Genomic DNA, 12680 nt, shown 5'->3' with positions numbered 1-12680 from the left:
TTATATGTCTTATTTCACCCTCAGCCTGTCGAAACCTTCTCCGTATACTCCGATTACCGAGCTTTGAGAGATGAACGCATTCGGATCGATATCTTTCACCAATCGGAATATCTCTACCGATTGGCGCTTATAGGCAAGCACTACGAGTACTTTTACATTGTGCTTGCTATACCATCCCACGCCATCAAGTACAGTCACTCCGCGATGCGTCTCTTTGGTGATACGATCGGCAATCTTTTCATACTCTTTGGAAAAGATGAAGAACTGTACGGACTGGCGGGCGCTGTTTACGATATAATCCAGTACGAAGCCGATGATAAGCAGGGTTACAAAACCGAATATTACCCTTCGCCAGTCGTTGAAGATGAAATAGCAGGAGCTGATAATGACGACGTCGCATATCATAATCATACGTCCTAAAGTGACATCTTTATATTTATTGACAATGGCGGCAATGATATCCGTACCGCCGGTGCTTCCGTTGCAGTTGAACACTACGCCTAAACCTATACCACACATGGCAGCTCCTATCAGACAAGCCATGAAGTCCTGTCCTTCACCCAATACCTTGGGAGGAACACCGTCTGCTCCGTTCACCACCAATTGCAGAAACCACAAAAGGAAAGTGAGCATGAAAATGGCATACGTGGTCTTGATGCTGAATTTCGGGCCAAGTATTTTGATGGCAAATGTCATCAGTACGGCATTGATGATGAAATATGACCACTGGATGGGAAATCCGGTGGCATAATAGATAATGGCACCAATACCTGTCGTTCCTCCGGTAGTAATCTGATACGGGATCAGAAAAGCAGCCCAACCGAGAGCATAACTGAATAATCCGAGCGTGATGAAGATATAATCCCGGGCTTCCCGCATCACTTCAGCTTTTGTAGGTTTATGCATACAGATTCTATTTTAAATCACAACGTTTACGATCTTTTTCGGCACTACGATCACCTTTTTCGGTGTTTTGCCTTCCGTCCATTTCTGAGAGCGTTTGTCGGCCAATACGGCATCCTGAATGGCATCGCTGGCGGCATCAGCCGGGAATTCCATGTTGAAACGGGCTTTACCGTTGAAAGAGATGGTATAATTTATCACGTCCTCTTTCAGGTATTCTTCATTGAAAGCGGGCCATTGCGCATCACAAACGGAAGTGGTGTGTCCCAATGTATCCCATAGCTCTTCGCATACGTGCGGTGCAAAAGGTGCAAGAGTGATAATCAGTGGTTCCAATATCTCTTTCTTGCTGCATTTCAATGTGGAAAGCTCGTTGACGCAAATCATGAATGCACTGACTGAAGTGTTGTAGGAGAACTGTTCGATGTCTCCGGTCACTTTCTTGATCAGTTTGTGCAGGGATTTCAATTCGTCTTTTGTAGCTGGTTCGTCCGTTACGGTATATTCTCCGTTACGGTTGTAGAACAGTGACCAGAATTTACGGATAAAGCGGTGTACACCGTCGATACCGTTTGTATCCCAAGGTTTGGCCTGCTCTACCGGGCCGAGGAACATCTCATACATACGAAGGGTGTCGGCACCGTATTTTTCAACGATCATATCCGGATTGACAACATTGAACATCGATTTACTCATCTTCTCTACTGCCCAGCCGCAGATGTATTTGCCGTCTTCAAGAATAAATTCTGCTGTCTCGTATTCGGGACGCCAGGCTTTGAAGGCTTCTAAATCCAAAATATCATTCGATACGATGTTCACATCTACGTGGATGGGAGTAGTATCGTATTGATCTTTCAGATTCAAGGATACGAACGTATTGGTATTCTTGATACGGTATACGAAATTACTACGTCCCTGTATCATTCCCTGGTTGACGAGCTTCTGGAACGGTTCTTCCGTGATGGAAACACCCATATCATAGAGGAACTTGTTCCAGAAACGGGAATAAATAAGGTGGCCGGTAGCATGTTCGGTACCGCCGACGTAAAGATCGACGCTCTGCCAATACCGGTCGATAGCCGGGTCTACAAGTGCCTGGTTGTTGTGTGGGTCCATATAGCGCAGATAATAGGCTGATGAACCGGCAAATCCCGGCATTGTATTCAGTTCGAGCGGGAAGATGGTGACGTGGTCGATTTTCTCGTTTTCCACTACGCAATGATGGGTAGTATCCCATGCCCATTTGGTGGCATGTCCTAATGGCGGCTCGCCTGTCTCGGTAGGCAGGAACTTGGCTACTTCGGGGAGCTCGAGCGGCAGATATGCTTCTTCAATGGTACAAGGCATACCGTCTTTATAGTAAACCGGGAACGGTTCACCCCAGTAGCGCTGGCGGGAGAAGATGGCATCACGAAGACGGAAGTTTACTTTTACACGTCCCAATCCGGTGGTTTTGATGTATTCCTTTGTTTTGGCTATGGCTTCTTTTACTGTCAAACCGTTTAATACCAATCCGCCTTCGGGAGTGCCCGGACGGGGAGAGTTCATCATGATACCCTCTTTGGCATCGAAACTCTCTTCACTGATATCGCATCCTTCGATCAACGGACGGATTTCAAGGCCGAAATGTTTGGCAAAAGCATAGTCGCGGCTGTCATGCGCAGGTACGGCCATGATGGCCCCCGTACCATAACCGGCCAGTACATAGTCGCTGATCCATACGGGGATAGCTTCATTGGTGAGCGGATTGATGGCATAACTTCCCGAGAATACACCACTTACGCTACGGTCGGCGATACGTTCGCGTTCTGTACGTTTCTTGGTACGTTCCAGATAAGCGTCTACTTCTGCCTGTTGTGCAGGAGTGGTCAGTTGCGCTACTAATTCGCTTTCCGGTGCAAGTACCATGAAGGTTACCCCGAACACTGTGTCGGCACGGGTAGTGAATATGGTGAATTCAATATCGGAATCTTTTACTTTGAACTGCATTTCCGCACCTTCCGAACGGCCAATCCAGTTGCGCTGGGTCTCTTTTAGAGATTCTGTCCATTCTACGGTGTTCAGTCCGTCGAGCAGACGTTGTGCATAAGCAGATACACGCAGGCACCATTGACGCATTACTTTCTGAATGACCGGGTAACCGCCACGTTCGGAAACGCCGTCCACTACTTCATCATTGGCAAGCACGGTTCCTAAATCCGGACACCAGTTTACCATTGTATTGCCAAGATAAGCGATGCGGTAGTTCATCAGGATTTCCTGCTGTTCCTTTTCGCTTTTTGCTTTCCACTCGTCGGCTGTAAAGCTGAGTTCTTCGCTGCAGGCAACATTCATACCTTCCGTACCGGTGGTTTCGAAAGCGCTGATCAGTTCTTCGATCGGGCGGGCTTGTTGTTCGTCGTTACAGTAATAGCTGTTGAACATCTTGATGAATGCCCACTGCGTCCAATGATAATATTCCGGGTCACAAGTACGTATTTCGCGGCTCCAGTCGAAAGAGAATCCTATTTTATCGAGCTGTTCACGATAGCGTTCGATATTCTTAACGGTGGTAATCGCAGGGTGCTGTCCGGTTTGGATGGCATATTGTTCGGCAGGAAGCCCGTATGCATCATATCCCATCGGATTCAGTACATTGAAACCTTGCAGTCGTTTGTAGCGGGCATAAATGTCCGAAGCAATGTATCCTAACGGATGTCCTACGTGCAGGCCTGCTCCCGACGGGTAGGGGAACATGTTGAGTACATAGAATTTTTGTTTCGATTCATCTTCTTTCACCTGGTAGGTTTTATGGTCTACCCACTGCTTTTGCCACTTCTTTTCAATATCCCTGAAATTATATTCCATAGCGATAATCCTTTTGTTTAGAGTGATTTATTATGTAATGTTATTAATTAGGGAACAAATTTACGTGATTATTTTCAGATAACCACAAAGTTAAGTGAAAATCAATGTGCAGTTGGTGTAGTTGGAGAGAGTGTAAATGAAAGGTAATGGTAACGTATGGGCATAAAAAAAGGAGCAACGCCTTGCTCCAACCTTTGTTAACCTTAAATCTAATACTATGAAAAACACGTTGCAAAGATACGGACATTAGCGAAATCTGCAAATTATCCAAGCAAAAAAGTATGTTTTATAACATCGTTTAAGAAAAGATATTCTCTTGTTAATACTTGGTAAGAATTATCGGGAGGTTTTTATCATTTGATAATAAAACCTGAATGATTCATGATCAGTAGTATGTAGATCAGTAGTCAAGTAGTAAGTAGTCAAGTAGTAAGTAGTCAAGTAGTTAAGGAAAATGCATCAGACAAGTCATTTCTACTTACTACTTATCTACTTATCTACTTGACTACTTACTACTTGATTACTGATCATAAATCATTCAGGTACAATTGTATTTTTGTGTTTTATGTATTTTTTCTGTTATTTCCTTTGTCCTTTCATTATTTCTATTTTACTTTGTGGCGCAAAGTACTTTTTATATGGATAAGAATAAGGCATTAGAATCGGTTAATGAGATAAAGGAGTTGATGGAGAAGTCCTCCAAGTTTGTATCTCTCAGTGGAATAACAGCTGTAATGGCAGGTGTATATTCATTTGTTGGCGCTTATGTAGTGGGCCGGGTTTTCAATTCAGAGGCTTCTTTGGCGGAGATGGTTGTTGTGGCTTCGCTGATACTGATGGCCTCGGTTATTACGGCTTGTGTGCTTTCCGTATATAAAGCGAAGAAGACCGGGACAAAGTTATTCAGTCGATTGACATACCGGACTGCCTGGAACTTTTCGCTTCCGTTACTTGTGGGTGGATTGTTCTGTATAGCCTTGCTTTTGCACGGGAATTATGGGGTGATTTCTTCAGTGATGCTGTTGTTTTACGGATTGTCTCTGGTGAATGTATCCAAGTTTACTTATTCCAATGTGGCATGGTTAGGATATGCATTTCTTGTTTTGGGTGTGATAGATTGTTTCTTTGAGGGACACGCACTGATGTTCTGGACCATCGGATTCGGAGGCTTTCATCTGTTGTATGGTATATTGTTTTATTTGCAGTATGAAAGGAGCAGATGATTGATGTTAGAAGGATTCCAAAATATAAATAAAGCTTTTGAAAGCAAGGTGCGGTTGGGGGTTATGGCGGTCTTGATGGTGAATGATGAGGCTGACTTCAATATGCTCAAAGAACTGCTTTCACTGACGGATGGTAATTTGGCGAGTCATACCCGCGCTTTGGAGGAACTCGGCTATATTATCTGCTCGAAAACTTTTGTAGGGCGAAAGACAAAAACTTCTTTCCGGGCGACACCTCAAGGGAGAACAGCTTTTAAAGAGCATATCGCGGCATTGGAGAGCCTGTTAAAATCTACTTAATACATTTTCTTTCACTTTGAGAAGGTAAACTATATAGAAAACTAAACCAGACTTAATTAATTTACTAAACACTATTCTACTATGGACAATTTGAATGAGAATTTAAACGGAATGGAGAAGCCGGCAGGATGTTTTCATCGTTTCTCTAAAACAATCAAGGTGGTGGTTATTGCCGTATTGGTACTGCTGCTGTTGATACCGATGGTGATGATTGAGGATATGATTAGGGAGCGCGGACGGACACAAGTAGATGCCATCGAAGAGGTTAGCCAGAAATGGAGTCTTGCACAGACCATAACAGGTCCTTATATCAATTTGCAATATCCTGTGGTGTCGGTGGATAATGGAAAACAGAAGGTAAGTATCGGTAATGTACTGCTGTTTCCTGATGAATTGTTTATAGACGGACAGTTGCGTACGGAGATTTTAAAACGGGGTATTTATGAGGTAAACGTTTATCAGTCGGAACTGGTTTTTAAAGGCTCATTCAGTCTGGAGGAGCTTAAGAAAAGCGGAGTGGATCTGGACGCGATGAGGTTTGATAGAGCTGCTATCTGTTTTAACTTGACGGATATGAGGGGAATCAACGAGCAAATCAGCATCATGTTGAATGATTCGGTCTATATGTTTGAACCCGGGATGGACGGACGGGGAATAAAAGGTACAGGAGTACATGCCGTTGCCGATCTTACTGCTTTGAAAGAGAATAAGAAGCTTCCGTATGAGATGAAAATTAAATTGAAAGGTTCGCAATCCATTAATTTTAGTCCGCTTGGGAAAACGACTAAAGTGAATCTGAAAGCCAATTGGGGTACGCCGAGTTTTACCGGTAATTATTTGCCGGATAATCGGAATGTTACTGAAAATGATTTCTCGGCACAATGGCAGGTTTTAAATCTGAACCGGAATTATTCGCAGGTGATAGTGGATTATCGGAATACGAGTGCACGGGATATTGATGATTCTAATTTCGGAGTTAATCTGAAAGTACCCGTGGAACAGTATCAGCAGTCTACACGCACTGCTAAATATGCTATTCTTATTATATTGCTGACGTTTACAGTAATCTTTTTTACGGAAATAATGGAAAAGACACGCATTCATGCATTACAATACTTATTGGTGGGGTTAGCGCTGTGCCTGTTTTATAGTCTATTGCTTTCTTTGTCCGAACATGTAGGGTTCAATATCGCTTATCTGGTTTCGGCATTACTGACCATTGGTTTGGTGGGTGGCTATATGTTAGGCATTATCCGGAAAAAGAAGCCGGCCTTTATCATGTCGGGGTTGTTGAGTGTGTTGTATATCTATATATTCATTCTTATTCAGTTGGAAACTTTTGCTCTGCTTGCCGGTAGTTTGGGACTGTTTGTCATATTGGCAGCCGTAATGTATTTCTCTAAAAAGATTGATTGGTTTAATGAATAACTAAACAGACTATTCTATATTTTTGATTTGGATGCCTGAAGAGAAGCGTAAAAGCGACTTTTCAGGCATTTTTATTGCTCATATATCTGTATAGAAAAAAAGGAATAACTGGGGTATGGATATAAAAAAAGGAGCAACGCCTTGCTCCAACCTTTGTTAACCTTAAATCTAATACTATGAAAAACACATTGCAAAGATACGGACATTAGCGAAATCTGCAAATTATCCAAGTAAAAAAGTATGTTTTATAACATCGTTTAAGAAAGTGTATTCTTCAATTAATACTTGATAAGAATTATAAGAGTACTTTGCTTCATTATGATCTGAAAATACTTATAAGGCAAGAAAAGTAAATGAGAGGTTTATATGTTATCTCAACGTTATTTTTACGTTAACGCGGCATATTTTAGCTCCATTGTTCGTTTCTGTACGGACATCTGTCCGGAAACGAACGTATTCTTAAAATAAATATTTTCTGATAATCAGTTGTTTATGATTTTGGCACAGCTCTTGACTATATAAAAGCGAAGGCGGTTGATAAAACCCTCCGCCGATAGTCAGAGGAAATAATAACAATAAAAAAATAACGATTATGAAGACAAATGTATTTTTCAAAGCAGTGGTAATGGTAGTAGTGGTAATGGCAAGTGTAATGAGTGCAAATGCAGGTAATCCCACCAATTATGTGAAGAATGATGAGATGAACGGTGAGCAGTTGGTAGCTAAAACGATCTATCGTAATGAAGACGGTCATCTGTTCCGCCACCTCCGCTACACGTATACTTATGATTCCGAGAACCGGGTGGTCTGTAAGGAAGCTGCCAAGTGGGACAGTGTAAAAGCATGCTGGACTCCTTATTTCAAACTTGACGTATCCTATCATTCCGATGCCGTAGAAATGAATTATGCCCTCTGGAATACAAAGAGTAATTCTTTCGATAAGAATATGGAAAAGAGCACTTATGATTTGAATAGTGGTGGTATGACCCGTCTTCTGGCAAGTGCGAAATAAGAGAATACGAAACGGGTACATATGTAATACGGCTGCGAGGGGCAAACCTTTCGCAGCCGTATTTTTTGTTAGAGTTTTTATAGAGAGAGAATTTATTTGTCGGCCATCAGGGCGTTGTCTCCATAAAGGATGGCGTGTTCTTTTGCTAAATTCCAGTTATTTTCTTTCTTGTTCCATTCGTAGCTCAGATAATTAAAGCCTTGTCCGGCATTCGTAGTCTGATACACGGCTTTGGCTCTGGAATCGGAGTATGCCCCTGTTTTGTTATCCCATGCGGTGTATTCGATGCTTGTTTCCTGCGCATTGTACGTAATATTCAGGCAATATTGCTTTTCGAAAACTTTTGTGATCTCATTCCATTTCAGAACCTCTTTCTGTGATACATTTCCTTTATCGTCATAGGTATAGTTGTACTTCAGATGTTGTTGGAGATACTTTCCGTTTTTCACTGTATATACGGTCTGACTTTCTACTTTTTCTCCGTCTGTAGTGGTGTTATAAGCAAACTGGGTAAGATTTCCGTTACTGAATGCATTGAATACGGATGTCATTGCGATTACTACTGATACTACTAAAGTTTTCATATGGCTCTTGTTTTTATGGTTTATATTCGATTCTTGTTTCTTTCGATGTTGCAAAGATAGGGTGGCTCCGGATCATAGTATGTTATCGTGATGTTATCTTTACGTTAATAATGATTCCTCTTCTTTTCTTTTGCGTTAGGGAGTACGATATGATTGCAAATCAGAGATAATCAGGATAAAGAAGAATATTACTATTTGTAATTTTTTCGGATGATTTCAAATTGCAGATAAATGAATAAATTGTATTTCTTGTATTGAAAATAAATAACAATTGTAAGCCTTTGTAAAACGTTGAATATGAGTGCGCTATATTGGTGACTGTTTTCTCTACGAGGATTGAAGCGAAACTCGTAGAGGAACGGGTCTAAACTCGTAGAGAAACCGAACGAAACTCTACGAGAAATAAATTGAATATTTATAATATGCAACAATCGTAGTGGGCCGAAAAGTGGGATTATTATCTCTTTGTAATAAAAAAGAAACAGACTGGAAAGGTAAGCGGAATAAAGGAAATCTGACTCTAAGCGGATTTAGTGGAAATGAAAAAGTAACGTATGGGCATAAAAAAAGGAGCAACGCCTTGCTCCAACCTTTGTTAACCTTAAATCTAATACTATGAAAAACACATTGCAAAGGTACTGCTTTTACGGATATCTGCAAATAATCCAAATAAAAACATGTGTTTAATAACATGTTTTAAGAACAATACGTAGGTTATTAATACTTAGGAAAGGTCTTTAAAGACTTTTTTACTATAGAATACTTTGAAGAAATCTTGCCATCGCCGGGATGGTAGATTTACAGGAAATCAGTATCTTTGTGCACTGAATCATTGAATTTTGAATCACTGGATCATTGAATTAAAAGAAAAAAGGAGACTACACCTGTGAACAACGATATCGAACTGACCCCCATGATGAAACAGTTTCTCGACCTGAAAGCAAAACATCCCGATGCGGTGATGCTGTTCCGGTGCGGAGACTTTTATGAGACTTATTCGACAGATGCGATTATTGCGGCGGAGATATTGGGCATCACGCTGACTAAGCGTGCCAATGGAAAAGGCAAAACCATTGAAATGGCCGGATTTCCTCATCACGCATTGGATACGTATTTGCCTAAACTGATACGTGCGGGCAAGCGTGTAGCTATCTGTGATCAGTTGGAAGATCCGAAGATGACAAAGAAACTGGTGAAGCGCGGCATTACCGAATTGGTTACTCCGGGTGTTTCCATCAACGATAATGTCCTCAATTATAAAGAAAACAATTTTTTAGCAGCTGTACATTTCGGAAAAACGGGTTGTGGCATCGCCTTTCTCGATATCTCTACCGGTGAATTTTTGACGGCGGAAGGCCCTTTTGATTATGTAGATAAATTGCTGAATAATTTTGGTCCGAAAGAGGTGCTTTTCGAACGTGGCAAACGGGGTATGTTCGAAGGGAATTTCGGAAACAAATTCTTTACTTTCGAACTGGACGATTGGGCTTTTACGGAGACCAGTTCACGCGAGAAACTGTTGAAGCACTTTGAAACAAAGAATTTGAAAGGTTTCGGAGTAGAGCATCTTAAAAATGGTATCATTGCTTCCGGGGCTATTCTGCAATACCTGGATATGACGCAGCATACGCAAATCGGACACATCACGGCATTGTCGCGTATTGAAGAGGACAAATATGTGCGTTTGGATAAATTTACCGTGCGCAGCCTGGAGCTTATCGGTAGCATGAACGACGGTGGAAGTAGTCTGCTCAATGTCATCGATAAAACCATCAGTCCGATGGGTGCCCGTATGCTGAAACGTTGGATGGTGTTTCCTCTGAAAGACGAGAAGCCTATTAATGACCGTCTGAACGTAGTGGAATACTTTTTCCGCGAGCCGGAATTTAAGGAACTGATCGAAGAACAACTGCATCTGATAGGCGATCTTGAACGCATCATTTCCAAGGTGGCGGTGGGGCGTGTATCTCCTCGCGAGGTAGTGCAGTTGAAGGTTGCCCTGCAAGCGATCGAGCCTATAAAAGTGGCTTGCATGCAGGCGGATAATGCTAGCCTGAACCGGATAGGAGAGCAGTTGAATCTTTGTATTTCCATCCGCGACCGGATAGATAAAGAGGTGAATAACGATCCTCCTTTGTTGATAAATAAAGGTGGGGTTATCAAGGACGGGGTAAATGCCGAACTGGACGAACTGCGTCAGATAGCCTATTCGGGTAAGGATTTTCTTTTGAAGATACAGCAGCGTGAAAGCGAACAGACGGGAATACCGAGTTTGAAGATTGCTTATAACAGTGTATTTGGCTACTATATAGAAGTACGTAATGTACACAAAGACAAGGTACCGCAAGAATGGATCCGCAAACAGACACTTGTGAATGCAGAACGCTATATCACCCAAGAACTGAAAGAATACGAGGAGAAAATCCTCGGAGCGGAGGATAAGATTCTGGTACTTGAAACACGGCTTTATACGGAATTGGTACAGGCATTGAGCGAATTTATTCCTGCCATTCAGATCAACGCCAATCAGATTGCCCGCATCGATTGTTTGTTGTCATTTGCCAATATAGCCCGTGAAAATAATTATATCCGCCCGGTTATCGAAGATAATGATGTGCTGGACATTCGTCAGGGACGCCACCCGGTTATTGAGAAGCAGCTTCCCATCGGTGAGAAATACATTGCCAACGATGTAATGCTGGACAGTACGACGCAGCAGATTATCATCATTACCGGTCCCAACATGGCGGGTAAGTCGGCGTTGTTGCGGCAGACGGCATTGATCACCTTGCTGGCTCAGATCGGTTCGTTTGTTCCTGCCGAGAGTGCCCGTATCGGATTGGTTGATAAGATATTTACCCGCGTGGGCGCCAGTGATAACATTTCGGTGGGCGAGTCTACATTTATGGTAGAGATGAACGAAGCGGCAGATATTTTGAATAATGTTTCTTCGAGAAGTCTTGTGCTGTTCGATGAATTGGGGCGCGGTACTTCTACGTATGACGGTATTTCGATAGCGTGGGCAATTGTGGAGTATATCCATGAACATCCCAAGGCGAAAGCGCGTACACTCTTTGCCACGCATTATCATGAGCTGAATGAAATGGAGAAATCTTTCAAGCGGATCAAGAATTACAATGTATCGGTGAAAGAGGTCGATAATAAGGTGATTTTTCTCCGCAAACTCGAACGTGGGGGTAGCGAGCACTCTTTCGGTATTCATGTGGCCAAGATGGCGGGTATGCCGAAAAGCATTGTAAGGCGTGCCAACGAAATTCTGAAACAGCTTGAATCGGACAACCGCCAGCAGGGCATCTCCAATAAACCGTTGAATGAAGTGAGTGAAAGCAGGGGAGGGATGCAGCTAAGCTTCTTCCAACTGGATGATCCCATCCTTTGTCAGATCCGGGATGAAATACTGAATTTGGACGTGAACAACCTTACTCCGATCGAGGCGCTGAATAAGCTGAATGATATAAAGAAAATAGTGAGGGGGAAATAAACAATTTTTTTATTCGGTATAAATCATCTTCTTCGTTATTCCCCCGTCGATTGTGATATTCTCACCATTGATAAAGTCATTTTCTTCCTGGCTGAGAAACAGGCACATCCGGGCGATATCTTCCGGCTTGCCTACCCTTCCTGAAGGGTGCTGTGTGTGATCTTCCGGCCGGAGTTGTTCATAATGATTGTTCTGTATCCAGCCCGGTGCAATGGAATTGACCGTGATATGCCATTCGGAGAGCGAGAGTGCCAGCGCATGTGTCAGTGAGTAAATGCCGCCTTTGGATGCTGCATATCCTTCACTTCCCGGCTCGCTCATCAGATAGCGGGTTGAACAGATATTGATGATCCTGCCGAATGGATTGGCAGTGGATTGAGACTTACGGTGAATGGCCAATAACCGGGAGGTGATAAATGCCGGACGTAAGTTAACTGACAGAATCTTATCAAAATCTTCTACGCTCGTTTCGGTGATAGGGGAGAATTCGCTGATACCTGCGTTATTGATAAGAATATCGATGTCTCCCCAAACCAGAAAGATACGTTGCATGCAGTGTTCAAGGGCCTCTTTGTCGCTTACATCGGCCCGATAGAATACTGCTCCGGTATCTTTTGCAGTCTGTTGGCCTGCCGTTTCGTTTCTGTCGCAAAATGCTACCCGATATCCCGCACGGCAGAATGCTTCTACAATGGCTCTACCTATCCCTTCGGCTCCTCCGGTAACGAATACCCGCTTTTTCTGTTCTGTGGCCGATGGTGCCGGTTTATTCTGCTGAGTAGTACCTGTTACCGGCCGGCCATATTTTTTAGCCCTTTCCCAAGCGGCTTTTCTGGCTTCATACTGCTCACGTTGTTTTTCTATATAGTTGTCTGCCATGG

9 protein-coding genes are annotated in these 12680 nt (G+C 42.8%); 5 read left to right on the top strand and 4 right to left on the bottom strand.

Annotation, left to right across the window (positions count from 1 at the left end; translation table 11 throughout):
- Positions 1–9: 9 nt before the first annotated feature.
- Both RB604_RS03925 and leuS read right to left on the bottom strand, forming a co-directional pair.
- Positions 10–906 (bottom strand): YitT family protein, encoded by an 897-nt coding sequence (locus RB604_RS03925; protein WP_005928123.1) that lies wholly within the window; start codon positions 904–906, stop codon positions 10–12.
- A 12-nt stretch (positions 907–918) separates the two neighbouring features.
- Positions 919–3750: a leucine--tRNA ligase gene (gene leuS, locus RB604_RS03920; protein WP_055293891.1), complete on the bottom strand. Its 2832-nt coding sequence runs from the start codon at positions 3748–3750 to the stop codon at positions 919–921.
- A gap of 638 nt (positions 3751–4388) precedes the next feature.
- Between leuS and RB604_RS03915 the strand changes: the two genes are divergently transcribed.
- The 4 genes from RB604_RS03915 (at position 4389) to RB604_RS03900 (ending at position 7713) form a co-directional block, all read left to right on the top strand.
- Positions 4389–4973 carry a hypothetical protein gene (locus tag RB604_RS03915; RefSeq protein WP_007479598.1) on the top strand — a complete coding sequence of 195 codons (585 nt, stop codon included), beginning with the start codon at positions 4389–4391 and terminating at the stop codon, positions 4971–4973.
- Between the two features lie 3 nt (positions 4974–4976).
- Positions 4977–5273: a winged helix-turn-helix domain-containing protein gene (locus RB604_RS03910; protein WP_005928132.1), complete on the top strand. Its 297-nt coding sequence runs from the start codon at positions 4977–4979 to the stop codon at positions 5271–5273.
- An 81-nt stretch (positions 5274–5354) separates the two neighbouring features.
- The gene (gene creD, locus RB604_RS03905) at positions 5355–6701 is read left to right on the top strand and encodes a cell envelope integrity protein CreD (protein ID WP_005928138.1); all 1347 of its coding nucleotides are present in this window, start codon (positions 5355–5357) and stop codon (positions 6699–6701) included.
- 592 nt (positions 6702–7293) lie between these two features.
- Positions 7294–7713: a DUF3836 domain-containing protein gene (locus RB604_RS03900; protein WP_007479601.1), complete on the top strand. Its 420-nt coding sequence runs from the start codon at positions 7294–7296 to the stop codon at positions 7711–7713.
- 92 nt (positions 7714–7805) lie between these two features.
- On the opposite strand, the gene RB604_RS03895 is transcribed toward RB604_RS03900, so the two are convergent.
- Positions 7806–8321 carry a DUF3836 domain-containing protein gene (locus RB604_RS03895; protein ID WP_373133355.1) on the bottom strand — a complete coding sequence of 172 codons (516 nt, stop codon included), beginning with the start codon at positions 8319–8321 and terminating at the stop codon, positions 7806–7808.
- A gap of 862 nt (positions 8322–9183) precedes the next feature.
- Between RB604_RS03895 and mutS the strand changes: the two genes are divergently transcribed.
- Entirely contained in the window at positions 9184–11799 is a 2616-nt protein-coding gene (gene mutS, locus RB604_RS03890) for a DNA mismatch repair protein MutS (protein WP_172680663.1), read from the top strand.
- Positions 11800–11808: 9 nt separating this feature from the next.
- Here the strand turns inward: mutS and RB604_RS03885 are convergent, their stop codons facing one another.
- Entirely contained in the window at positions 11809–12678 is an 870-nt protein-coding gene (locus RB604_RS03885; protein ID WP_055293888.1) for an SDR family NAD(P)-dependent oxidoreductase, read from the bottom strand.
- Positions 12679–12680: the final 2 nt, after the last annotated feature.

The sequence above is a fragment of the Bacteroides salyersiae genome (assembly GCF_031172035.1).
Taxonomy (GTDB): Bacteria; Bacteroidota; Bacteroidia; order Bacteroidales; family Bacteroidaceae; genus Bacteroides; species Bacteroides salyersiae.
Note: the sequence above shows the minus strand (reverse complement) of the source record. Positions and strands in the feature narration are given on the sequence as shown.

Excerpts from the sequence above, each read along its gene's own strand:
- RB604_RS03925 (WP_005928123.1), bottom strand. The coding sequence starts at position 906 with ATGCATAAACCTACAAAAGCTGAAGTGATGCGGGAAGCCCGGGATTAT.
- leuS (WP_055293891.1), bottom strand. The coding sequence starts at position 3,750 with ATGGAATATAATTTCAGGGATATTGAAAAGAAGTGGCAAAAGCAGTGG.
- RB604_RS03915 (WP_007479598.1), top strand. The coding sequence starts at position 4,389 with ATGGATAAGAATAAGGCATTAGAATCGGTTAATGAGATAAAGGAGTTG.
- RB604_RS03910 (WP_005928132.1), top strand. The coding sequence starts at position 4,977 with ATGTTAGAAGGATTCCAAAATATAAATAAAGCTTTTGAAAGCAAGGTG.
- creD (WP_005928138.1), top strand. The coding sequence starts at position 5,355 with ATGGACAATTTGAATGAGAATTTAAACGGAATGGAGAAGCCGGCAGGA.
- RB604_RS03900 (WP_007479601.1), top strand. The coding sequence starts at position 7,294 with ATGAAGACAAATGTATTTTTCAAAGCAGTGGTAATGGTAGTAGTGGTA.
- RB604_RS03885 (WP_055293888.1), bottom strand. The coding sequence starts at position 12,678 with ATGGCAGACAACTATATAGAAAAACAACGTGAGCAGTATGAAGCCAGA.